The sequence below is a fragment of the Methylotenera sp. genome (genome assembly GCF_036401095.1).
In the GTDB taxonomy this organism is placed as follows: Bacteria; Pseudomonadota; Gammaproteobacteria; order Burkholderiales; family Methylophilaceae; genus Methylotenera.
In genome coordinates, this window is sequence record NZ_DASWWA010000001.1 from 112,514 (window position 1) to 134,115 (window position 21,602).

General features: G+C 47.4%; 21 protein-coding genes. 6 read left to right on the top strand and 15 right to left on the bottom strand.

Going from position 1 to position 21,602, the window contains the following annotated elements:
• Window positions 1–15 precede the first annotated feature (15 nt).
• From VGD82_RS00490 to VGD82_RS00515, 6 genes are all read right to left on the bottom strand, one after another.
• On the bottom strand, window positions 16–984 hold the full coding sequence (locus VGD82_RS00490) for a septal ring lytic transglycosylase RlpA family protein (protein WP_331018516.1): 969 nt from the start codon (window positions 982–984) through the stop codon (window positions 16–18).
• A 27-nt stretch (window positions 985–1,011) separates the two neighbouring features.
• Window positions 1,012–2,106, bottom strand: a complete 1,095-nt coding sequence (rodA, locus tag VGD82_RS00495; protein ID WP_331018517.1) for a rod shape-determining protein RodA — start codon at window positions 2,104–2,106, stop codon at window positions 1,012–1,014.
• Window positions 2,099–4,033: a penicillin-binding protein 2 gene (gene mrdA / locus VGD82_RS00500; protein WP_331018518.1), complete on the bottom strand. Its 1,935-nt coding sequence runs from the start codon at window positions 4,031–4,033 to the stop codon at window positions 2,099–2,101. The genes rodA and mrdA overlap by 8 nt, the downstream gene beginning before the upstream one ends.
• Window positions 4,034–4,040: 7 nt before the next feature.
• On the bottom strand, window positions 4,041–4,520 hold the full coding sequence (mreD, locus tag VGD82_RS00505; protein ID WP_331018519.1) for a rod shape-determining protein MreD: 480 nt from the start codon (window positions 4,518–4,520) through the stop codon (window positions 4,041–4,043).
• Entirely contained in the window at window positions 4,507–5,610 is a 1,104-nt protein-coding gene (gene mreC / locus VGD82_RS00510) for a rod shape-determining protein MreC (RefSeq protein WP_331018520.1), read from the bottom strand. The genes mreD and mreC overlap by 14 nt, the downstream gene beginning before the upstream one ends.
• Before the next feature lie 172 nt (window positions 5,611–5,782).
• Entirely contained in the window at window positions 5,783–6,826 is a 1,044-nt protein-coding gene (locus VGD82_RS00515; protein ID WP_135276658.1) for a rod shape-determining protein, read from the bottom strand.
• Window positions 6,827–7,125: 299 nt separating this feature from the next.
• On the opposite strand from VGD82_RS00515, the gene gatC reads away from it, so the two are divergent.
• Genes gatC through gatB form a run of 3 tightly spaced genes read left to right on the top strand, consistent with a single transcriptional unit; the run spans window position 7,126 to window position 10,395 of the window.
• Window positions 7,126–7,440: an Asp-tRNA(Asn)/Glu-tRNA(Gln) amidotransferase subunit GatC gene (gene gatC, locus VGD82_RS00520; protein ID WP_331018521.1), complete on the top strand. Its 315-nt coding sequence runs from the start codon at window positions 7,126–7,128 to the stop codon at window positions 7,438–7,440.
• A gap of 7 nt (window positions 7,441–7,447) precedes the next feature.
• Entirely contained in the window at window positions 7,448–8,947 is a 1,500-nt protein-coding gene (gatA, locus tag VGD82_RS00525; RefSeq protein WP_331018522.1) for an Asp-tRNA(Asn)/Glu-tRNA(Gln) amidotransferase subunit GatA, read from the top strand.
• Window positions 8,947–10,395, top strand: coding sequence for an Asp-tRNA(Asn)/Glu-tRNA(Gln) amidotransferase subunit GatB (gene gatB / locus VGD82_RS00530; protein ID WP_331018523.1), 1,449 nt, complete (start codon window positions 8,947–8,949; stop codon window positions 10,393–10,395). The genes gatA and gatB overlap by 1 nt, the downstream gene beginning before the upstream one ends.
• 156 nt (window positions 10,396–10,551) lie before the next feature.
• Here gatB and VGD82_RS00535 read toward each other — a convergent pair whose 3' ends face one another.
• Together VGD82_RS00535 and pyrE are read right to left on the bottom strand one after the other, a co-directional pair.
• Window positions 10,552–11,235, bottom strand: coding sequence for a DUF4124 domain-containing protein (locus tag VGD82_RS00535; protein ID WP_331018524.1), 684 nt, complete (start codon window positions 11,233–11,235; stop codon window positions 10,552–10,554).
• A gap of 59 nt (window positions 11,236–11,294) precedes the next feature.
• Complete coding sequence (pyrE, locus tag VGD82_RS00540; RefSeq protein ID WP_331018525.1) at window positions 11,295–11,948, bottom strand: orotate phosphoribosyltransferase; 654 nt, start codon at window positions 11,946–11,948, stop codon at window positions 11,295–11,297.
• A 32-nt stretch (window positions 11,949–11,980) separates the two neighbouring features.
• On the opposite strand from pyrE, the gene VGD82_RS00545 reads away from it, so the two are divergent.
• Window positions 11,981–12,751 (top strand): exodeoxyribonuclease III, encoded by a 771-nt coding sequence (locus VGD82_RS00545; RefSeq protein WP_331018526.1) that lies wholly within the window; start codon window positions 11,981–11,983, stop codon window positions 12,749–12,751.
• A 155-nt stretch (window positions 12,752–12,906) separates the two neighbouring features.
• Here VGD82_RS00545 and VGD82_RS00550 read toward each other — a convergent pair whose 3' ends face one another.
• The 7 genes from VGD82_RS00550 to hemA form a co-directional block, all read right to left on the bottom strand.
• The gene (locus VGD82_RS00550; RefSeq protein WP_331018750.1) at window positions 12,907–14,196 is read right to left on the bottom strand and encodes an AmpG family muropeptide MFS transporter; all 1,290 of its coding nucleotides are present in this window, start codon (window positions 14,194–14,196) and stop codon (window positions 12,907–12,909) included.
• Window positions 14,197–14,240: 44 nt separating this feature from the next.
• Window positions 14,241–14,858, bottom strand: a complete 618-nt coding sequence (metW, locus tag VGD82_RS00555) for a methionine biosynthesis protein MetW (protein ID WP_331018527.1) — start codon at window positions 14,856–14,858, stop codon at window positions 14,241–14,243.
• Window positions 14,848–15,990: a homoserine O-succinyltransferase MetX gene (gene metX, locus VGD82_RS00560; RefSeq protein WP_331018528.1), complete on the bottom strand. Its 1,143-nt coding sequence runs from the start codon at window positions 15,988–15,990 to the stop codon at window positions 14,848–14,850. Before metX ends, metW begins: the two co-directional genes overlap by 11 nt.
• A 48-nt stretch (window positions 15,991–16,038) precedes the next feature.
• Window positions 16,039–16,512, bottom strand: coding sequence for a BLUF domain-containing protein (locus VGD82_RS00565; RefSeq protein ID WP_331018529.1), 474 nt, complete (start codon window positions 16,510–16,512; stop codon window positions 16,039–16,041).
• A gap of 160 nt (window positions 16,513–16,672) precedes the next feature.
• Window positions 16,673–17,551, bottom strand: a complete 879-nt coding sequence (prmC, locus tag VGD82_RS00570) for a peptide chain release factor N(5)-glutamine methyltransferase (RefSeq protein WP_331018530.1) — start codon at window positions 17,549–17,551, stop codon at window positions 16,673–16,675.
• A gap of 16 nt (window positions 17,552–17,567) precedes the next feature.
• Entirely contained in the window at window positions 17,568–18,650 is a 1,083-nt protein-coding gene (gene prfA, locus VGD82_RS00575) for a peptide chain release factor 1 (RefSeq protein ID WP_331018531.1), read from the bottom strand.
• Window positions 18,651–18,674: 24 nt separating this feature from the next.
• Window positions 18,675–19,919, bottom strand: coding sequence for a glutamyl-tRNA reductase (gene hemA, locus VGD82_RS00580; RefSeq protein ID WP_331018532.1), 1,245 nt, complete (start codon window positions 19,917–19,919; stop codon window positions 18,675–18,677).
• Between the two features lie 117 nt (window positions 19,920–20,036).
• Between hemA and rpe the strand changes: the two genes are divergently transcribed.
• Together rpe and VGD82_RS00590 are read left to right on the top strand one after the other, a co-directional pair.
• Window positions 20,037–20,747, top strand: a complete 711-nt coding sequence (gene rpe, locus VGD82_RS00585) for a ribulose-phosphate 3-epimerase (protein WP_331018533.1) — start codon at window positions 20,037–20,039, stop codon at window positions 20,745–20,747.
• 119 nt (window positions 20,748–20,866) lie between these two features.
• Window positions 20,867–21,532, top strand: coding sequence for a phosphoglycolate phosphatase (locus VGD82_RS00590; RefSeq protein ID WP_331018534.1), 666 nt, complete (start codon window positions 20,867–20,869; stop codon window positions 21,530–21,532).
• The last annotated feature ends 70 nt before the right edge of the window (window positions 21,533–21,602 follow it).

The window sequence follows — 21,602 nt, forward strand, 5'->3', positions numbered from 1 at the left end:
ATTCAATGTGTAGATTTACTGATTGGTAACAATTGCGGAAATATTGAGTTGCTTACGTACTTTGTTTGCTTGAATGTCAGCCTCTTTTTTGTTGGCAAAAGGGCCTAATCTAACGCGATGCAAACCATTATTATACACGTTAGTCACAGCGGCATCGCCTGCAAGGTCGAGGTCAAGAATTTTCTTTTGTAACAGTTCTCCGTTTGCTTCATTTTTGAAAGCACCAGCTTGTACGTAGTAGCTCGTTGACCTTGCTTCGTTGCTGACAGCTGGCGCCGCGCTCAGTGTGTTGTCTGTGATGCTGTTGCTTTGGTCCTGTGTAGGAGTTGGATTGATATTGGTTAGTTCCGCTTTTGCTACAGTAATATTAGCTGTGTTTTTTAACGCTTCTGGGCTGGTATCAATCGCGGTCACTTCCACCATACCGCTACCGTTGGCGACTAAGCCCAATTTGTGGGCTGCTGCGTAGGATAAGTCGATTAATCGGTCACTTTTGAATGGGCCGCGGTCATTTACTCGCACTACCACGGCTTTGCCATTGGCAGGGTTAACGACTTTGACAAAGCTCGGAATCGGCAAGGTGGTGTGCGCCGCAGACATGCTATACATGTCGTACACTTCACCGCTGGAAGTTTTTCTGCCGTGGTAGCGTTTGCCATACCATGAGGCGACACCGCGCTTTGTATAAGGGGCATAGCTGGTCATTGGCACATATTTTTGACCTAAAGCCTGATAAGGCTTGTTGCTACTGACCAATGGCTTTTCTGTCTTAAGCTGCGCATCCGGGATGCTGTCAAAATCTATCCCTGTATTGTCACCGGGGCCATCATCTAGGTAATAGCCGCCGCCTTTGCTCGAGCCATTGGATTGTTTAGTCGTTGTGTTTTTAGCGTTGGTTGGTTCTGGTTTTGTGCTGGATGTACCGGCGCAGGCGGTCAATAACGCCATACATAAGATGATGATGCTTTTTTGGAAAATAGCCATTAAATTTCTCCTCTGTAATGCAAGCAGCTAGGTTGCAACGAGTTTTTTATGGGTGTGGATACTCATCAAAATACCAAACCCCAGATACAGTGTCACCAGTGAGGTGCCACCGTAACTAATGAGGGGTAATGGTACACCAACTACCGGTAAAATACCGCTTACCATACCCATGTTGACGAACGCATACGAGAAAAAGTTAAGCGTGATACTGCCCGCTAACAATCTGGAAAACGTGTTTTGTGCTTGCGAGGCAATCACCAGGCCGCGCGCGATAATCAGGCTAAATAAAGTGAGTAGCAACATATTGCCCAAAAAGCCGAACTCTTCGCTGAATACCGCAAAGATAAAGTCGGTGGTGCGCTCGGGTAAAAAGTCTAGCTGTGTTTGTGTGCCATTGAGCCAGCCTTTGCCTGCGCTGCCGCCAGAACCAATGGCAATGATGGCTTGAATTGTATGGTAGCCCGCGCCTAATGGGTCTTGGGTGGGGTCGAACAATATTTCAATGCGCTTTCTTTGGTAGTCATGTAATAACGACCAAAACACAGGCATTAATGCCAGCAGCGAGGCTGATGCGACTAATAAAAAGCGCCAGCTTAAGCCAGCCAGAAATAGCACATAAAAACCAGAAGACGCGATTAGTAAGGACGTGCCTAAATCCGGTTGCTTCATAATTAGCGCCACAGGAAAGGCTAGCAGCAAACTGCCAATCACAAAGTTGCTGGCGCTGGATTTTCCCTCTCTACTGGCAAAATACCAAGCGAGCATCATCGGTACTGCAATCCGCATCAGTTCTGATGGCTGTATTTGCATGAAGCCTAAATTTAACCACCTGCGCGCGCCGTGGCTAATGGTGCCAAATAATGCCACAGCAATCAGCAACAATAGGCCTAGGATATAAAGCGGCCGCGCTGCCCGTTCCAAATTCAGTGGGGAAATATTAGCTGCTAGCCACATGGCACCCAGTGCCGCCAAGACGTTGAAACCTTGTGCATAGATACGCGAAATGTCCTGGCCTGATGCGCTATATAAAACGAATAGGCTTAATAGCAATGCAAAAAACAGACAAGCCATTAAGAATGAATCGAAGTGCTTGAATAGAAAGTGAAATATTTTACTAATCATGTAATTCTTCTTCAGTAATGGTGGTTGTGCCAGTAGCGTTCGCCGGCACAGGTGCCGCTACTGCTGATGGCTCAACTGCAGGCATTTTGCCTAGCAAATAATAATCCATGACTTTTCTCGCGATTGGCCCCGCTGTAGAGCCGCCATGTCGGCCATTTTCTACAATCACGGCTACGGCAATAGTAGGATCCTCAGCTGGTGCAAATGCAATAAACAAAGCGTGGTCAAGGTGGCGCTCGTTCATGCCATGTTCGTTGTACTTTTCATTTTGCTTAATGCCAATCACTTGGGCAGTACCCGTTTTTGCTGCGATAGAGTACGGCGCATTTGCACCCACACTTGCCGCAGTCCCTCCTGGCAATGTAACGTCTACCATGCCGCGTTTCACGATAGCCATATTTTCAGGATTCAGTTCAACGCGGTCTTGCACTACGGCGGGGATATCCATTTGCTTGCCGGTTAAGCCGTTTTGAATTTTAGTGACTAAATGCGGTTTCATGGCGACACCGTTGTTAGCTAGAATTGCGGTCGCTTGCGCTAGTTGCAACGGCGTGACTAAGGTATAACCTTGACCAATGCCGACAATCACGGTTTCGCCAGGGTACCACGGCTGTTTGTAGCGGCGTTTTTTCCACTCAGGTGTAGGTAGCAAACCGCCAATTTCGCCCTTGATGTCTAGATCGGATTTTCTGCCAAATCCAAAGTGGCTTACAAACGATGTAAGCCTTTCAATACCCAGCTCCATGGCTAAGCCATAGAAGAAAGTATCACAAGACACGGTGATCGCTTTTTGCATGTCTACCATGCCATGCCCACTTGGCTTCCAGTCACGGTAGCGGTGGCTGCTGCCAGCCAGCGTGAAAAAGCCGCCATCCTGAATAGAGAACGGTGGGTTGCGTTTGCCGGCTTCCAGTCCAGCCAGAGCCACGAACGGCTTGAATGTAGAGCCCGGTGGGTAAATGCCGCGCAACGGTCGATTGATTAAAGGTTTATCTAAAGACTCGTTGAGTAATTTCCAATTCTCGCTATCAATGCCATCTACAAACAGATTGGGGTTGAATGTCGGCTGGCTGACATAGGTGAGCACCTCGCCAGTTTTAGGGTTGATGGCGACTAGCGCTCCGCGTCTTTCGCCAAAAGCAGTTTCCGCAATCTCCTGTAGCTTGCTGTCCGCCGATAAAATTAGATTGTCACCAGGAATCGGTGCATTGCTGGATAGTACCCTGACTGCGTGGCCGTCAGCATCAATCTCAACTTGCTGAAATCCAGTTACGCCATGTAGCTGCTGTTCATAAAACTGCTCTAGCCCACTTTTGCCGATGTGATCTGAGCCTTTGTAGTTGGAGTAAACCCCATCTTTCTTCAGGTTTTCAATGTCTTTATCGTTAATGCGGCCTATGTAGCCCACCATGTGCGAGCCAAGTTTACCCAATGGATAATGTCTGAATAAGCGTGATTTAATCTCAACACCGGGGAAGCGAAAGTGGTTCACTGCAAACTTGGCGGCTTCGATTTCATTGAGATGGGTGCGTATTGGCGCACTTTCAAAACTATGACTTTGCTCTCTAAATTTCTTAAAGCGTTTTTTATCCTGCGAGCTGACTTCAATTAGCTGCCCTAGTTCGGCAATTGTGCTGTCGAGGTTTTTTACTTTCGAGGGTGTGATTTCTAAGGTGTAGACAAAAAAGTTATGGGCAAGCACAACGCCGTTTTTATCTAAAATCAAACCACGGTTGGGGATGGTCGGCACCAGAGAAATGCGGTTATTTTCTGCTAGTGTTTGATAGTGGTCGTAATGCAGAATCTGCAAATAGTAAAAGCGGAACGCGAGTAGCGTAAATAAGCTGAGTACGATTAAGCCGGCAACGCCTAGACGTAACCTAAAATAATATTGTTCGTGAATGTAGTTTTTGAGTTCAGCAACCATACTTACATCATTTGCTACGGGAAGGTCTGCTGGTGTTTAAGCCAAGCGCAACGGCTGCCTGCCACAAGATGACGCCGGTGATGCTGGGTAGGAAGTAGCTCCAACCCAAAACATCGTTACCGGAAAATATTTTAACGGTGAGCAAGGTAAGTTGTGAAATGATCAGTAATAGCAACACATATACCAACTGTTGGGTGTTGCTAAATAACACCAGGCGGCGCTGGTACACAACGGCCACAAAGGTGGTGACGGTATAGGCCAGTGCATATTGGCCGAAGACGCCCCCGGTTGCCAGGTCAACCCATAAGCCTATAAACCAAGCTGTGCCAATGTTGCATTTATTGGGTGCACGTAAGATCCAGAAGATAATGACCAATAGTACAAAATCCGGGCGTACCTTAAGCGCGGTGCCAGACCAAGGCAGTAGTACGCATATAAATGCCACAAGCAGTGAGAGGTAGATGGTTTGTAACTTAGTCTTGTGCATGGGGTTTGTTGGCAGTGCTAGGTTCTGTGACTACAGCCGGTGTTGGGTTGGCTGGTTTTTTATTTTGATTTATATCTTGAGTAGCTGGTGCCGATGCAACGGGTGTTTTGTTTACAGGCACTTTACTTACAGGCAACTGAGCTGCATTAGGCTTTGTGGGTGCAGTTGTTTGGGCTGCCGTGTCGGCATTGCCGGTTTGATGATTAACCGCGCTGGTGTTAGCAGGGCTATCTGGTTGTGAGATGCTCACAATTAACACCTGCTTATGATTCTCAATGCCGCCGCTAGGTACGCATACGATTCTTGCAAATGGTGAGTCTGCACTAGTTTGAATATCCGTCACAGTGGCGACAGCCAAACCCTTAGGGTAAACACCATCAATGCCGGAGGTAATCAGTTTGTCGCCGCGCTTGATATCTACGTTTGCGGGTAGAAACGGTAAGTCTAAGGTGTTGTCGCGACCATGACCAAAGGCAATGGCGCGCAGTCCATTACGTTCTATCTGGATAGGAATGGTCAGTGATTTGTCCGTAATCAGAGTGACTTCACTGCTAGCTGGGTAAGTGCGTGTTACTTGACCAATCACCCCTTTCGCGTCGACCACTGCCGCACCATCAACAACTTGTTGGTTGCTACCGCGGTTAACAATGATTTTCTTGGTGAAAGGGTCGCGGCCTACATGCAGAATTTCGCCTAGTTGGCTAAATTCTTCCAGTGATTGATTAGCAGCCAATAGCTCGCGCAGGTTAGTGTTTTCTAGCGTGAGTGCTTTCATCTTTTGCAGAGAAATAGCTTGTATCAGCGCTTGCTTTCTCAGAAACTGATTTTCATTAAGTAAGCGATGATGCGTGGAAAAGTATTCGCTAGTGGATTCATAAAGCACAGAGGGTGCATTTGCAATTAGTTGCAACGGCTGCAATACCACCATTAAGTGCTCACGTACGCTGCCTAAATATTGCAGGCGTGAATCTGTAGCCATCAGCGCAAGCGACAGTGCGGAGAAAAACGCCAGACGTGCCAGTGGGCTAGGGCCGCGCGCAAAAAAAGCTGGGGCTTGCTGTTGATCCAGATTTTGATGATAACCGGCCATTGTGAGTACGTTCTAGTTCCAAACTTTAATACTGTTAGATAGGTAAGACATAGGCCGTAATATACGGCCTATGTTCTGCTGCAAGTAAATCAACAACTAAACTTGAGTGCAGGCAAGCTATGCGATTAGTGCTTTTGCCGCCTTCGTCAAGGCTAGTGTTTGTAGATATTGATTACTCGTAGGCAAATATGCTGCCTAGTCTATCCATTTCTTCTAGAGCGCGACCACATCCGCGTGCCACGCAAGTGAGTGGATCTTCCGCCACAATCACTGGTAAGCCGGTTTCTTCAATCAGTAGACGGTCTAGGTCACGTAATAATGCGCCGCCGCCCGTCAGTACCATGCCTTTTTCAGCAATGTCTGCACCTAGTTCTGGTGGTGTTTGCTCAAGTGCTGATTTTACTGCGCCTACGATGGCATTGAGTGGCTCGGTCAGTGCTTCAAGAATCTCATTGCTGGAAATGGTGAACTTGCGAGGCAAGCCTTCTGCAAGGTTGCGGCCGGTGACTTCCATTTCTAGCACTGTAGAGCCTGGGAATGCAGAGCCGATTTTTTTCTTAATCGCTTCAGCAGTCGGCTCTGAAATTTGCATGCCGTAATTGCGGCGGATGTAATCAATAATCGCTTGGTCAAATTTATCACCACCTACGCGCTCTGATTTGGCATACACGATACCGCCAAGTGAGATAACGCCTACTTCTGTGGTGCCGCCGCCGATATCAACCACCATAGAGCCGGTGGCTTCTGATACTGGCATATCAGCACCGATGGCAGCTGCCATTGGCTCTTCAATCAAGAATACCTGTTTGGCACCAGCGCGCTCTGCAGATTCTTTAATCGCGCGGCGTTCAACCTGGGTAGAGCCAACTGGCACACAAATAATAATGCGTGGGCTTGGTGCAAACCAGCGTGAATCATGCACGCGGCGAATAAAGTATTTGAGCATTTGCTCGGTGATGGTGAAGTCAGCAATTACGCCGTCTTTCATCGGGCGAATGGCTTGAATATTGGCGGGTGCTCGGCCGAGCATGCCTTTTGCCTCGGCGCCAACGGCAAGAAGAATTTTTTTGCCATTTGGGCCGCCTTCTAGACGAATCGCCACCACGGATGGCTCATCTAGCACGATGCCTTTGCCGCGAGAGTAAATAAGGGTGTTTGCCGTGCCTAAGTCGATGGCAAGATCGTTTGAAAAATAGCTGCTTATAGTGCCGAACATTATGTTTTTCCTGTGGTGTGGTGCTTGTTTAATACTGCTTACGCGCTTAATCCCTAGTTAATCGTAGATGACACGATTAAGGCGCACGTAAAATCAGGTTATAATACCGTATATCTTGTTGAAAATTAAGATGCATTGGAAAAATTAAGGTGCATCAAGGATAATTTTGCGTAAGTCGAGCTAGGGTAATGACTGCCGAGCTACTGACATGTTCCTTGAATTTATAAACAATAGATTAAAAAGGTAGGTTTGTTGCAAACTTATCAAATTTCAACTAACCATTTCGGATTGTTAGAAGTATGGCACTGAGTACTGAAGATATTAAAAAAATAGCGCATCTAGCCCGTGTCGAAGTGAGTGATAGCGACGCTGCGGCAACCTTGTCAAAACTGACTGGCATTTTGGGGTTGATTGAGCAAATGCAGGCGGTAAATACTGATGGTATTGTGCCTATGTCGCATTCGCAGGATGTGGTGCAGCGCTTGCGTGATGACGTGGTCACCAAAACCAATCAACGTGAAGCATTCCAAAAAATTTCGCCAGTGCTAGGCAACGGCTCAGCAGAGCCTGCTGTGGACAGCGGCCTGTATCTTGTCCCTAAAGTAATCGAGTAATCGCAATATGATCAACAGTAGCTTAAAAACATTAGCCCAAATGTTGGCTAACAAAGAAATTTCTAGCGTAGAACTGACGCAAACTTTTCTGAACCGTATCGATGCGCTGAATCCAACCATCAACGCTTACATCGCATTAGACCAAGATAAAACCCTGGCGCAGGCTAAGGCGGCAGATGCGCGTATTGCGGCTGGTAACGTTACCCCACTCACTGGTATTCCTATCGCGCAAAAGGATATTTTCTGCGCAGTTGGCTGGAAAACGACTTGTGGCTCCAAGATGTTGGAAAATTTTATCGCACCATACGATGCGCACGTGATTACACAGTTTGATCATGCCGGTGCGGTGAACTTGGGTAAAACCAATATGGATGAATTTGCGATGGGTTCATCTAATGAGACCAGCTACTTTGGCGGCGTAAAAAATCCGTGGGACTATAGCAGTGTGCCAGGTGGCAGTAGCGGTGGTAGCGCGGCGGCAGTGGCTGCACGTTTGTGTGCTGCGGCAACCGGTACGGATACTGGCGGCTCTATTCGCCAGCCAGCTTCTCTGTGTGGCTTTACTGGATTAAAACCAACCTACGGCGTAGTGTCACGCTACGGCATGATCGCGTTTGCCTCTAGTTTGGATCAGGCGGGGCCGATGGCAAAGTCAGCTGAAGATTGCGCGTTGATGATGAACGTGATGGCTGGCTTTGATGAGCGCGATTCGACCAGTTTGAATCGTGCCAAAGAAGATTATACCCGCGAGCTTTACAATTCAAATCCAAATAAGCCGCTGCAAGGTTTAAGAATCGGTTTGCCTAAAGAGTTTTTTGCAGACGGTTTGGACGCTGGCGTTGAAAAAGTGATTGAAGACGCGATTGCTGAATATAAGAAACTGGGCGCTGAAATTGTAGAAATTTCACTGCCGAATACTGGTTTATCTATTCCGGTTTATTACGTTTTGGCACCGGCTGAGGCGTCTAGCAATCTGTCACGTTATGACGGTGTGCGTTACGGTCACCGTACCGCAGAATATACAGATTTAATGGATATGTACTGTAAGAGTCGTGCTGAGGGTTTTGGTGCAGAGGTTAAGCGTCGTATTTTGATTGGTACCTATGTGCTAAGCGCAGGTTACTACGATGCGTATTACCTGAAAGCGCAGCAAATTCGCCGTTTAATCGCGCAAGACTTTGAAGAAGCCTTCAAAAAATGTGATGTGATTATGGGGCCGGCGGCGCCATCTACTGCATTTAAAGCGGGTGAGAAGGTAGATGATCCGGTAGCGATGTATCTGCAAGATATCTACACTATCTCTACCAACCTGGCCGGCTTGCCTGGCATGAGCGTGCCAGCAGGTTTTAGCACTAGCGCTGACGGTAAGGCTTTGCCAGTAGGTTTGCAGATTATTGGTAACTATTTTGATGAGGCACGTATGTTGAACGTTGCACATCAGTATCAACAAGTGACAGATTGGCATGCTCAAGCACCAAACTTGGATAAGCCAGAAGGAACCGCATAATGGAATGGGAAGTCGTTATTGGGTTGGAAACTCATACCCAACTAAGAACAAATACTAAAATTTTCTCAGGTGCATCTACCACTTACGGCGCAGAGCCTAACACACAGGCTTGTGAAGTGAGTATCGCCTTGCCTGGTGTGCTACCTGTGTTGAATAAGGAAGCAGTGAATTGTGCGATTAAGTTTGGCCTAGCGGTGCATGCTGAAATTGCTCCACGCTCAGTATTTGCGCGTAAAAATTATTTCTACCCAGATTTACCTAAAGGTTACCAAATCAGCCAGTATGAGTTACCGGTGGTGGGTAAGGGGGCGATAACCATACAGGTGCCAGCGGTTGGCAAAAATGCTGCTTATGAAAAAGTGATTAACATCACGCGTGCGCATTTGGAAGAAGATGCCGGCAAGTCTGTGCATGGTGCGGTTGAAGGCATGAGTGGTATTGACCTTAACCGTGCAGGTACGCCATTGCTAGAGATTGTGACCGAGCCAGATATGCGCTCAGCAGCAGAAGCCGTAGCTTATGCAAAAAAACTGCACGAACTGGTGCAATGGATTGGTATTTGCGACGGTAATATGCAAGAGGGTAGTTTTAGATGTGACGTTAACGTATCTGTGCGCCCTAAAGGTAGTGAGAAATTAGGTACACGTCGTGAGATTAAAAACCTGAACTCATTCAAATTTATGCAACAGGCGATTGAGTTTGAGACGCGCTGGCAGATTGAAACGCTGGAAGATGGCGGCACCATTCAGCAGGCCACCGTACTGTTTAACCCGGATACTGGTGAAACACGCGCAATGCGTAGCAAAGAAGAAGCCAATGACTATCGCTACTTCCCGGATCCTGATTTATTGCCATTAGAAATTACCGAAGCCGATAAAGCACGCGTACAGGCAGAAATGCCAGAGTTGCCGGAAGCGATGAAAGCCAGATTTGAAAGCCAATTTGGTTTAACTGGCTATGACGCAGCTACGCTAACGGCAAACCGCGCACTTGCGGATTACTTTGTTGCGGTAGTGAATGCCGGGGCAGAAGCTAAGCCAGCTGCTAACTGGGTTATGGGTGCGATTTCTGCCAAACTGAATGCGGAAGAAAAAACCTTGGCGGTATCGCCGGTGACTGCAGAGAGTTTGGCGGCTTTGATTAAGCGCATCACAGATAACACTATTTCCAACAACGCGGCTAAGCAGGTGTTTGAAGCGATGTGGAATGGTGAAGGTGAAGTTGACGCCATTATTGAAGCTAAGGGCCTCAAGCAAGTTTCTGACACCGGCGCGATTGAAGCGATTATTGATGAAGTGTTGGCCGCTAATGCTGCAATGGTAGAAGAATTTAAAGCAGGCAAAGAAAAAGCATTTAATGCTTTGGTGGGCCAAGCGATGAAGGCTTCAAAAGGTAAAGCCAACCCTGCGCAAGTGAATGAAGTGTTGAAAAACAAGCTAGGCGCTTAATATTGCTTAGGTGATTATTTTGCAGTGCCCATAATAAAAAATCCTGCGGTAGTTAACCGCAGGATTTTTTTATTTACAGATTCATAGATAAGGTTAGCCGCGTTAGTGGCGTTCTTGATCTATCGCATTACATATTTCTTGCAGCGTACTGCTAATTTATGGTGCCAACTTAGCGGACTCATTTTTAAGTTGGGTATAGCGTTTTTTATCCTCTTCAAAACGCTTGCGTGTCTCACTAATCGCCGTATTTTTGTCAGCGATATTTTTATCTAAGCGGCTGATTTGGGCTTGCTCATCTGCAATGTCGGCTTTGAGGTCTTTAGGGACGGCTTTCTTTTTTTGCTCAAAGATGGCTGCCATGGATTTTTTGCTATCTAAGCTTTTTTGATGCGTAGCACGGTCTTGCTTTAAGTTCTCTAAAGCAATTTTATCCAGTTGAATATTGCGCTCTAACGCTAAGTCAATTTCACCCACGTTAGTAAATGCGCCCAATAGTGCTTTATCTTTTTTGGCTTGCTCGGATTTTTCCTGCTCTATTTTATGCAGTTCATCGGCATTATCTTTGTAGGGCATGTTGTGCTTAACCGTGATGCCTTGGCGGTTGATGAGTGAGTTCTCATGGTTAGTGTACTGGGTAGGCATGTTGTCACCGTAGTGAGTGGTGCCGTTCTCATCCTTCCATTTCAGAATTTTGCCGCCGCCTTCTGCTTTCGCATATTGTGCCGTGCATAACAGCATGCCCAAGCCTAATGTAAACATGCTGTACATTAAAAATTGACGGAGAGATTGTGTGGCCACAGGTGCTGATTGACTAGGTAGCGGTCTTAACAATTTTTGCATTTTGTTTTTAATAACCTTTCCAGTGGCCACATTTAATAGAGGTTTATCTAACCAGGATACTAAATGACGCCATATTTTTGTCGATATGCTTCAACCGCATGCAAATTCTGCGCCATTTCGGTTTTGTCATGTAAATAGGCTAAAAGATCGTTTAAATTGGCAATCGCACATACCGGTATTTTGTTGCTATTGATGACTTCCTGCACTGCTGAAAGCTCGCCCAGGCCTTTCTCTTGCCTGTCGATGGCAATGGCCACGCCGCAAGCAGTAGCGCCACAGGCGTTGATAAGCTCTACAGATTCACGCACTGAGGTGCCTGCTGAAATCACATCATCGATGATGAGAACTCGACCCTTAAGCGGGCTACCTACAATCACGCCGCCTTCGCCATGGTCTTTGGCTTCTTTGCGGTTGTAAGCGTAAGGTACATTGTGACCATCTTTGGCAAGTGCGATGGCAATACTTGCCGCTAACGTAATGCCTTTGTAAGCTGGACCAAACAACATGTCGAACTCAATACCTGAGTTTTTAATGGCTTGTGCGTAAAACTCGCCCAGCTTCATCAGGCTTTCGCCATCGTTAAATAAACCGGCATTAAAAAAGTAAGGGCTTAATCGGCCGGCTTTGGTTTTAAACTCACCGAATTTTAAAACCTCTTTTTGGATTGCAAATGCGATAAAATCTTGCCTGAATTGATCGAGTGGTTGGGTCATGATAGTTTCTGTTAATTATTTGGAATGAAGTTTTGAAGATTATATCGTTAAATTTAAATGGCATTCGCTCTGCAACTAACAAAGGTTTGTATGCATGGCTCAAAACACAAGATGCGGATGTCATATGCATGCAGGAAATCAAAGCGCAAGCTGGTGATATGACTGATCAAATGCTGAATCCTGAAGGTTATTACGGCTATTTCCATTATGCAGAGAAAAAAGGCTATAGCGGTGTTGGCATTTATGCAAAGACTAAAGCCGATAGCGTTATTGAGGGCTTGGGGATTGCGGATATCGATAGTGAGGGGCGTTATCTTGAGGCCAGATTTGGCAATTTGAGCGTGGTGTCACTGTACCTGCCCTCGGGCTCTAGCGGTGAGGAGCGTCAAGCCTTTAAGTTTAGCGTGATGGAACGCTTTATGCCGCAATTGCAGGCGCTGGTGCAAAGCGGACGTGATGTGGTGATTTGCGGCGACTGGAATATTGCGCACAAAGAGGCGGACCTGAAAAACTGGAAAGGTAACCGCAAGAACTCGGGCTTTCTGCCTGAAGAGCGTGCATGGCTGACACAGTTGTTTGACGAAATGGGCTGGGTAGATGTTTACCGTACATTGCATCCGGACACCACGGATGCTTGTTACACCTGGTGGAGTAATCGCGGTCAGGCATGGGCAAAGAATGTGGGTTGGCGTATTGATTACCAAATTGCAACGCCAGTTTTGGCAGCTAAAGCGGTAGCAACCAGTGTGTATAAGGATGAGCGCTTTAGCGATCATGCACCTTTAATCATAGATTACGCGTAAGGAAGCGCGGAGTAAGTCACTACGTAAGTTAATTGCTTCGTTACGCGGTACTCATCGCCTCGCTGCGTAGCGCAACTAGCTAGGCTTCTTCGCTCTATGCGCTTTAGCGCATATATTCGGCTGACATGCCCTTAACGGGCGCTCTGCATCAGTGATTAATGGTTGGCTTTAAGCTCTTTTGCTGTTTCATGCCAGGGGGCAATTTTTAGCAGTAACAGCATGCCGGGGATGGCAATAATAAAGCAGAGCATAAAGAAGTCGCGCCAGCCCATGCTTTCCACCATATAGCCGGTTGCAGCATTGGCAAACGTGCGTGGTACTGCAGCTAGGCTGGTAAACAGTGCAAACTGGGTGGCGGTGTACAGCGGGTGTGTGGTTTTGGCAATGTAGGCCACAAATGCCGCGGTGCCCAGCCCTACCCCCAGCGCCTCTACCCCGATTACCATGCCCAGCCATAGCAAACGTTCTTGCAATATGAGGTTGGCACCAAATGCCTCCAGCTCAAAGCTGGCATTGAATGCGGCGGGGTTGCTTGCTTCGTCTGCTAGCCAGGCAAAACCTAAGATGGCCAGCATTTGTACTGCGCCAAAAATCCATAATGATTTATTGATGCCGAGCCGAATCATCCACAGCCCGCCGATTAAGCCACCTAGCACGCTAGGCCATAGCCCTGCATTTTTGGCGATTAAGCCAATTTCAGTTTTGCTATAGCCCATGTCTAAATAAAACGGCGTGGCGAGCGCGGTGGTCATGCTGTCGCCAAGTTTGTACAGAAAGATAAACGCCAGGATAAACAATGCTGACTTTAAACCGTTGCGTTCAATAAACTCTTTAAATGGCTCCACAATCGCGGCGCGCAAGGTTTTGGGTGCGCCATACTTTAATGCAGGCTCCGTCACTAGCAGCGTCATCACTAGTCCGGGCAGCATAAATAGTGCGGTAATGGTAAATACGCTACTCCACGGCATATGGTCTGCAAGAATCAGTGATAGCGAGCCTGGCACTAAGCCTGCAATTTTATAAGCGTTCACATGCACGGCGTTGCCTAGGCCTAGCTCTGCATCTATCAGCAGTTCACGGCGGTAGGCGTCTAGCACGATATCTTGGCATGCGCTAAAAAAGGCCACGACTGTGGCTAGGTAGGCAATGCTCCATATATCAAACTTGGGGTTAAAGGCGCCGAATGCGGGAATCGACAGCAGTAATAACACCTGCCAGACTACCAGCCAGCCGCGACGGCGCCCTAGTGGTGGCGTGAAGCGATCAAACAGCGGTGCCCACAGAAACTTCCAGGTAAAGGGTAGGCTGATTAATGCAAATAAGCCTATGGATTTCAGGTCTACTCCCTCGGAGCGCAACCATGCCGGTAACAGGCTGATTAAAATAAATAGCGGTAGCCCCGAGCTAAAGCCGGTGAATACGCAGATGAGCATTTTTTTGCTCATAAGCGATTGGCGGATGGTTGGCTGGGCGATGGTTTGCAAAATAATTACTTGGATTTCAAGCGGTACATTGCTAAGCTGCCCAGCAGATTAGGCATGAAGCTCACTTCTTTGCCGTCGGTAATGACGCGGCGCTCTAAAATCTCAATATTGTGATGATGGCAGAAGTAATCAAAGTCGTTAATCGTGCATAAATGCACGTTAGGCGTGTCGTACCATTGGTACGGCAGTGCTTTAGAAACCGGCATGCGCCCTGCCGTGATTTGCATGCGGTTACGCCAATAACCGAAGTTGGGGAATGTCACGATGATCTCTTTACCTACGCGCAGCATTTCCAGCACAATTTCTTCTGTGTTATGCATGGCTTGCAGGGTTTGCGAGAGTATCACGGTGTTAAATGACTGGTCTTCAAAGCCGGATAAGCCGTCTTCTAAGTCCATTTGAATCACGTTGATACCATTTTTAACGCAGGCAATCAGGTTGGTGTCATCTTTTTCTACGCCATAACCTTTAATCTCTAATGAGCTGCGTAAAAATTGTAATAACTCACCATCGCCGCAGCCTAAATCCAGTACTTTGCTGCCAAATTTCACCCAGTTTGCGATAATCGCAAAATCTTGGCGGTATTGGGTGACATTTTTTGTAATATTTACATTATTCTGCATGGTTGCCACCAACTTCAATGTTGCCTAAATAGGTACGCAAAATAGCGTGGTAATGTTTATCTGGCATTAAGAATGCATCATGGCCGTGAGCAGCAGTAACTTCTGCGTAGCTGACGGTGCTTTCGTTATCGAGCAGCGCTTTTACGATTTCGCGTGAGCGCGCTGGTGAAAAGCGCCAGTCGCTGGTGAATGACAATACTAGGAACTTGGCTTGGGTCTGGCTAAGCGCTTTGCTTAAGTCGCCATCGTAAGCCAGTGCCGGGTCGTAGTAGTCTAAGGCGCGCGTCATGCGCAAATAGGTGTTTGCATCAAACTCACCTGCAAACTTGTCGCCTTGGTAACGTAGGTAAGACTCCATTTCAAACTCAACATTAAAGCCGTATTTGATGTCGTCTTTCAGTTTACGGCCAAATTTTTCACCCATCGCGTCATCGCTTAGGTAGGTAATGTGGCCTAGCATGCGTGCAATGCGCAAGCCGCGGCGCGGCACCACGCCATGTTCATAGTAGTCGCCGCCATGAAACTCAGGGTCTGTGATAATGGCCTGACGTGCTACTTCGTTAAACGCTATATTCTGTGCAGTTAGGTTGGGCGCAGAGGCAATCACTAAAGCGTGGCGTACCCGCTCCGGGTAAGCAATGGTCCATTGCAGTGCTTGCATGCCGCCAAGGCTGCCGCCAATGACTGCTGCCAGTTGCGTAATGCTAAGTTGGTCTAACAAGCGTGCTTGCGAGTTTACCCAGTCTTCAACGGTAACGATAGGGAATGCAGAGCCCCATGGTTTACCGGTTGCAGGGTTGGTGCTCACTGGGCCAGAGCTGCCATGACAGCCGCCTAAGTTGTTAACGCCAATTACAAAAAATTTATTGGTATCTAGCGGTTTGCCGGGGCCTACTAAGTTGTCCCACCAGCCTGGATATTTGTCTTGTTCCGAATACTTACCTGCCACGTGGTGCGTGCCTGATAGCGCATGGCAAATCAGCACCGCGTTGGACTTGTTGGCATTTAAGGTGCCGTAGGTTTCGTAAACCAGATTGAATTGCGCTAGCACTGCGCCGCTTTTAAGGGTGAGCGGCTCGCTAAAAGATGCAGTTTGTGGGGCAACAATGCCGATAGAGTTATTTTCAGACATAGTTTGATTATACTATGCCGCACTGCAAAAGTTTATGTTGCAAATGCGCTATCTACCGATGTGTATAAATTTTTGTTGTGTTAGGTCGTGGCGATGCCATAGACCATCCTTAAATGACTCAATCAAAAAGCGCGCGCGACCCGCTGCCATGCCGTTAAATCCTGGGTGGTCTTGGTCAAGATAATCGGTCAAGCCGGTGAAAGATGCCATTTCTTCACGTGTGACATGTTCATAGCTCATGGTCCACTCAGTGAAGCTACGCTGGGTGATATGCTCTCTAATCAGCTTCACCACGTGGTGGTTGCGTTTGTCCTGGCAGATTTTTTCGTATAAGGCATCAACAGTGTGCTCCTCACCTTCCAGCACTTGAAAAAAGCAGTCATCCATATACAGTAGCATGCCGGTGATGTTATGGCGCTGGTTGCAGCTGCGTGCTGAGTCTAGTAGTGATAACAGCTCATCGTGCGTCATCGGGTGCGTTGCAACGCTGGTGTAGGCTAATAAGATAAGTGGTTCAGGCATGTGATCCGTGCGCCTTCATGAGGTGTGGTGCTTATCGTTTCAGACATTCACTTAGCTCGTTTGTTCAGGTGCAGGGCGTGCAAGTGAGGGTTTGAATGCCAGTGCAATTTTTAAGTTAGCTGTTATTGGGTGTTGTTGCAGTTGCCTAAGTGTAAGGTTGCTAGTCCCAGTGAGTGCTCACTATAAGTGGGTTCTTGCCTATGGTTACGCGGTCGTTGCCACCTAGGTCTTGGATGGTTTTAATATCGACGAAGCCACTTTCTGCCATTAAATCTGCCACTAACTGCGCCTGGTTGTAGCCGTGCTCTAGCATCAGCCAGCCTTGTGGTAGTAGGTGAATCAAGCTGTGCGCGATAATCTCGCGGATATCATCCAGACCATCTGCGCCGGAAGCGAGTGCGGACATGGGCTCAAACCTTAAATCCCCTTGGCTTAGGTGCGGGTCATGCTGCTCAATATAGGGCGGATTGCTGACAATCAGGTTAAATCGCTCACCTTCTACTGCTGAAAACCAGTGGCCTAAACTAAAGTTAACATGCGCTAAGCCTAATTGCTTAGCGTTGTGTTCAGCTATACGCAGTGCGGCATGGGATGCGTCAACTGCCGTTACCTGTGCGTGTGGGCGATGCTTGGCAATCGCCAGTGCCACGGCGCCAGTGCCGGTGCCTAGGTCCAGAATCGTACAGTTTGCATCGGTAGGGATTTTTTCTAACGCGGCTTCTACCAGTGTTTCGGTGTCTGGCCTCGGGATTAGTGTGTCCGGCGTAACCGTGAGGTTTAGTCCATAAAACTCGCGGCAGCCTAAAATGTAGGCAACCGGTTCGCCCAGTAGGCGGCGCGTCAGCAAGGCCTCAAAGTCAGTGTCACTCTTGCTAGGTAGCGTGTCGTGCTCGTGCGCCAGCAGCCACGCACGGTTTACTTCGAGTGTGTGTTGTAGCAGGAGTTGCGCCTCAAACTTTGCATCACCAGTATCTAATGCTAACTCCTGAATCAGGCGCTGTTGAGCGCCTACCCATGTGCTGCGAACAGTTTGCGTCAATTAGTTGTTTTCGCTGTTAATTGTCTTCACCCAAGCTGGCCAGTAAGTCTGCCTGATGCTCAGCTGCCAGTGCGCCAATTAGCTCGTCCATATCCCCTTCGGTAATCGCGTCGATTTTGTACAAGGTCAGGTTGATACGATGGTCCGTAATGCGGCCTTGCGGGTAGTTGTAAGTGCGGATACGCTCTGAGCGGTCGCCACTGCCGATTAAGCTTTTACGCTCGCTGGCGATTTTGCTTTGCTGTTCGTCCACTTGCTTGGCTTTAATGCGCGCAGCAAGTACGGCAAAAGCTTGCGCTTTGTTAGCGTGCTGGCTACGGCCTTCCTGACACTCCACCACAATGCCGGTAGGTGCATGGGTGAGGCGTACCGCTGAATCGGTTTTGTTAATATGCTGACCACCAGCACCAGAAGCTCGGAACGTATCGATACGCACATCTGCCGGGTTGATGGTCACATCAGACACTTCATCCGCTTCTGGCAATATCGCCACGGTACAAGCACTGGTATGAATGCGGCCCTGTGTTTCAGTGTCCGGCACGCGTTGCACGCGGTGGCCGCCACTTTCAAATTTCAGTTTTGAATAGGCGCCATAACCTTCAATTTTGGCGATAATTTCTTTGTAACCGCCCATTTCACCTTCGTTGGCTGACATTACTTCTACTTTCCAGCCTTGGCGCTCTGCGTAGCGAGAGTACATGCGATATAAATCGCCGGCAAATAAGCCAGACTCATCACCGCCAGTGCCGGCGCGGATCTCTAGGAAGATGTTCTTTTCATCATTCGGGTCTTTAGGCAGTAGCAAGGTTTGCAGCGCTGCCTCAATTGACTCTAGTTTGGCTTTGCCGGCTTCAATTTCTTCCTGTGCAAACGCTTTCATCTCCGGGTCATTCAGCATGGTTTGTGCTTCGTTGATGTCGGCCTCGGCCTGCTCAAACGCGCGGTATTGCTCCACAATAGGCGTTATTTCTGCATGTTCGCGCGTTAGTTTGCGATAGTTGTCCATGTTGTCAGTGATGCCTTCACTGCTCATTAAACGGTCAATTTCATCTAAACGCTCGCTTAAGTTTGCGAGCTTGGTAATCATGCTTGGTTTCATTGTTTATTTCTCAAGTAATACTGCTTAACTTTTAATCTGATATAAATCTTTTAGAATCTCTTCTAGTTTGGCGTGCTCGTCGCCATGCGTTTTGTTTAAGGCATGGCTAGGTGCGTGCAGGAATTTATTGGTGAGCGCCACACTTAATGCTTCTAGCGCTTTTTCCGGGGCCTCACCTTTTTGCAGCAGTTTGTAGGCTTTATCCAGCTCGGCCTTGCGCATATGCTCGGCTTGGTCGCGCAGTGCTTTAATGGTGGGGACTGCATCGCGCTTTTTAAACCACTGCATAAAGTTTTCAACGCGTGTTTCTACTATCATTTCTGCTTCAACTGCGGCAGTCTGCCGATTTTCAATACCGTCAGACACCACTTGTTCTAAATCATCTACCGTATATAAGAACACGTCATCTAATTCAGCAACTTCAGGCTCAATATCGCGCGGTACGGCTAAGTCGACCATAAAAATCGGGCGGTGGCGGCGTGCTTTAATGGCGCTTTCTACCATGCCCAGCCCGATAATAGGCAGAGTGCTGCCAGTGGAGGTGATGACAATGTCAAAATTGGCAAAATGCGCGGGTAAGTCATTAAGGAGTATGGCTTCACCATTAATTTTTTGTGCCAAATTGGAGCCGCGTTCAATGGTGCGGTTGGCAATGGTCATGCTTTTTGGTTTTTGTGCCGCAAAGTGGTCGGCGCACAGTTCTATCATTTCTCCGGCGCCAATAAACAACACTTTTTGCTCGCTGATATCGCCGAAAATACGCTGCGACAGCTTGACCGCTGCGGCTGCCATCGAAATGGAATTGGCACCGATATCGGTGTTGGTACGTACTTCTTTTGCCACTTCAAATGTACGCTGGAATAACTTGTGTAGCAAGGTGCCCAACGTGCCGGCATCTTGTGCAATTTTTACCGACTGCTTAAATTGACCTAGAATCTGCGGCTCGCCCAGCACCATGCTGTCTAGGCCGGAAGCCACGCGGAACGCATGTTTTACTGCTTCGTCGTCCGGCAGTGTGTATATATAAGGTGCGATTTCAGTTGGTTCGATTTTATGATATTGCGATAGCCAGGCCAGCGCCTTTTGCGGGTCGTCCGTGCTGCAGTAAAGCTCGGTACGGTTACAGGTAGATAAAATCGCCGCCTCTGCAGCGTCGTGCAGGGTTAGCTCGCGCAGGGCGCTACCTAGATGTTCGCTGTTAAAAGCGACATGCTCACGGATTTGGATGGGGGCGGTTGTGTGGTTCACGCCTATAACATATAACTGCATAAGTGTAATTTTGAGGGATTGGACTATCTTAAGCAAGAAGCATCATCTTATTAGTATGAAATAAGGTTAAAATAACGCTTTAAACTGATTAATAAATTTAATTTGATGGATATTGCCATGGATAAAACTTTTAGAATTGCCCCAAGTATTCTTTCTGCAAACTTTGCCAAACTTGGTCAAGAGATTGAAGACGTAATTACTTCAGGCACAGATATCGTGCACTTTGATGTAATGGACAACCACTACGTGCCTAACCTAACCATTGGCCCATTAGTATGTGATGCAATTCGCGAAACTGCAAAAAAAGTAGGCGCGTTGATTGATGTGCATTTAATGGTTAAACCTGTTGACCGTATTATTCCTGACTTTGCAAAAGCAGGCGCAAACATTATTACTTTCCACCCAGAAGCTTCTGAGCATATCGACCGCAGTTTGGCGATGGTGCGTGATTTAGGCTGTAAATCAGGCTTGGTGTTCAACCCAGCTACTTCATTAAGCTACTTAGACCACGTGATGGACAAAGTGGATATGATTTTGTTGATGTCTGTGAACCCTGGTTTCGGCGGTCAAAAATTCATTCCAGAAACTTTAGAAAAATTGAAACTGGCACGTGCCCGTATCGACGCTTACTACGAAAAAACCGGTCGTCAAATCTGGCTGGAAGTAGATGGTGGCGTTAATGCTGCTAACATCGCTGAAATTGCGCGCGCAGGTGCTGATACTTTTGTTGCTGGCTCAGCAATTTTTGGATCACCTAAAGATACTGATGCAAATCGCTACAACACAGTAGTAGCTGAAATGCGTGCATCTTTAGCAACAGTAAAATAAATGCAGTATATTTAAGATGCCTAGCTGCTAAATATTTAGTGGCTAGGTATTTTTAAATAGGTGTGTTGCAGTTAAATCTAGCTTTAAAATCAGCGTCATTGAAACTAAAGTAAATCATCATGGGATTTAATGTTAAAGCCGTCATGTTTGATCTTGACGGTACATTGGTGAACACTGCGCCTGAAATTGCCTATGCGGCAAATCAGATGCTGGATGCATTAAATTTACCTAATAAATCACCGGCGCAAATTGCGCGTTATATCGGTGAAGGCGCACAAATGCTGGTTAAACGCTGCGTAGCGAATGGCACGCTAGCCGAGCCAGATGACGCTTTACTCAATGAAGCGCAGGCGTTGTTCTTTGAATATTATGCCCAGAATGTGACCAGCAGCCAGCCATATCACGGCGCATTAGAGACTTTAGACCAGCTCAAGCGCACAGGCTTTAAGCTGGCGTGTGTCACGAATAAACCTGAAAAATTCACACTGTCGATATTGGGCGCGACCGGCATGCTCGATTTTTTTGAGGTGGTTGTTTCTGGGGATACGTTACCTAAAAAGAAACCTGACCCAATGCAATTGCATCATATCTGTAAAAAGTTAGATGTGTTGGAAACCGAATCTATGCTGGTGGGTGACTCTGATACAGATGTAGTAGCCGCGCACGCCGCAGGATGCTATATTGTTACTGTGCCTTATGGGTATAATCAAGGCAGGGCAATTGACGAAAGTATGGTGGATGCCACTATCTACGATTTGCCCGACTTACTTAATTTATTAACCTAGCAATATTTTTAAACATAACTTCTAATATGAAGCACATCGCAGACGATTATTTGTACGATAAGTTTCTTAA

Coding starts and splice junctions, on each gene's coding strand:
- VGD82_RS00490 (WP_331018516.1), bottom strand. CDS start 984: ATGGCTATTTTCCAAAAAAGCATCATCATCTTATGTATGGCGTTATTG.
- rodA (WP_331018517.1), bottom strand. CDS start 2,106: ATGATTAGTAAAATATTTCACTTTCTATTCAAGCACTTCGATTCATTC.
- mrdA (WP_331018518.1), bottom strand. CDS start 4,033: ATGGTTGCTGAACTCAAAAACTACATTCACGAACAATATTATTTTAGG.
- mreD (WP_331018519.1), bottom strand. CDS start 4,520: ATGCACAAGACTAAGTTACAAACCATCTACCTCTCACTGCTTGTGGCA.
- mreC (WP_331018520.1), bottom strand. CDS start 5,610: ATGGCCGGTTATCATCAAAATCTGGATCAACAGCAAGCCCCAGCTTTT.
- VGD82_RS00515 (WP_135276658.1), bottom strand. CDS start 6,826: ATGTTCGGCACTATAAGCAGCTATTTTTCAAACGATCTTGCCATCGAC.
- gatC (WP_331018521.1), top strand. CDS start 7,126: ATGGCACTGAGTACTGAAGATATTAAAAAAATAGCGCATCTAGCCCGT.
- gatA (WP_331018522.1), top strand. CDS start 7,448: ATGATCAACAGTAGCTTAAAAACATTAGCCCAAATGTTGGCTAACAAA.
- gatB (WP_331018523.1), top strand. CDS start 8,947: ATGGAATGGGAAGTCGTTATTGGGTTGGAAACTCATACCCAACTAAGA.
- VGD82_RS00535 (WP_331018524.1), bottom strand. CDS start 11,235: ATGCAAAAATTGTTAAGACCGCTACCTAGTCAATCAGCACCTGTGGCC.
- pyrE (WP_331018525.1), bottom strand. CDS start 11,948: ATGACCCAACCACTCGATCAATTCAGGCAAGATTTTATCGCATTTGCA.
- VGD82_RS00550 (WP_331018750.1), bottom strand. CDS start 14,196: ATGAGCAAAAAAATGCTCATCTGCGTATTCACCGGCTTTAGCTCGGGG.
- metW (WP_331018527.1), bottom strand. CDS start 14,858: ATGCAGAATAATGTAAATATTACAAAAAATGTCACCCAATACCGCCAA.
- metX (WP_331018528.1), bottom strand. CDS start 15,990: ATGTCTGAAAATAACTCTATCGGCATTGTTGCCCCACAAACTGCATCT.
- VGD82_RS00565 (WP_331018529.1), bottom strand. CDS start 16,512: ATGCCTGAACCACTTATCTTATTAGCCTACACCAGCGTTGCAACGCAC.
- prfA (WP_331018531.1), bottom strand. CDS start 18,650: ATGAAACCAAGCATGATTACCAAGCTCGCAAACTTAAGCGAGCGTTTA.
- hemA (WP_331018532.1), bottom strand. CDS start 19,919: ATGCAGTTATATGTTATAGGCGTGAACCACACAACCGCCCCCATCCAA.
- rpe (WP_331018533.1), top strand. CDS start 20,037: ATGGATAAAACTTTTAGAATTGCCCCAAGTATTCTTTCTGCAAACTTT.
- VGD82_RS00590 (WP_331018534.1), top strand. CDS start 20,867: ATGGGATTTAATGTTAAAGCCGTCATGTTTGATCTTGACGGTACATTG.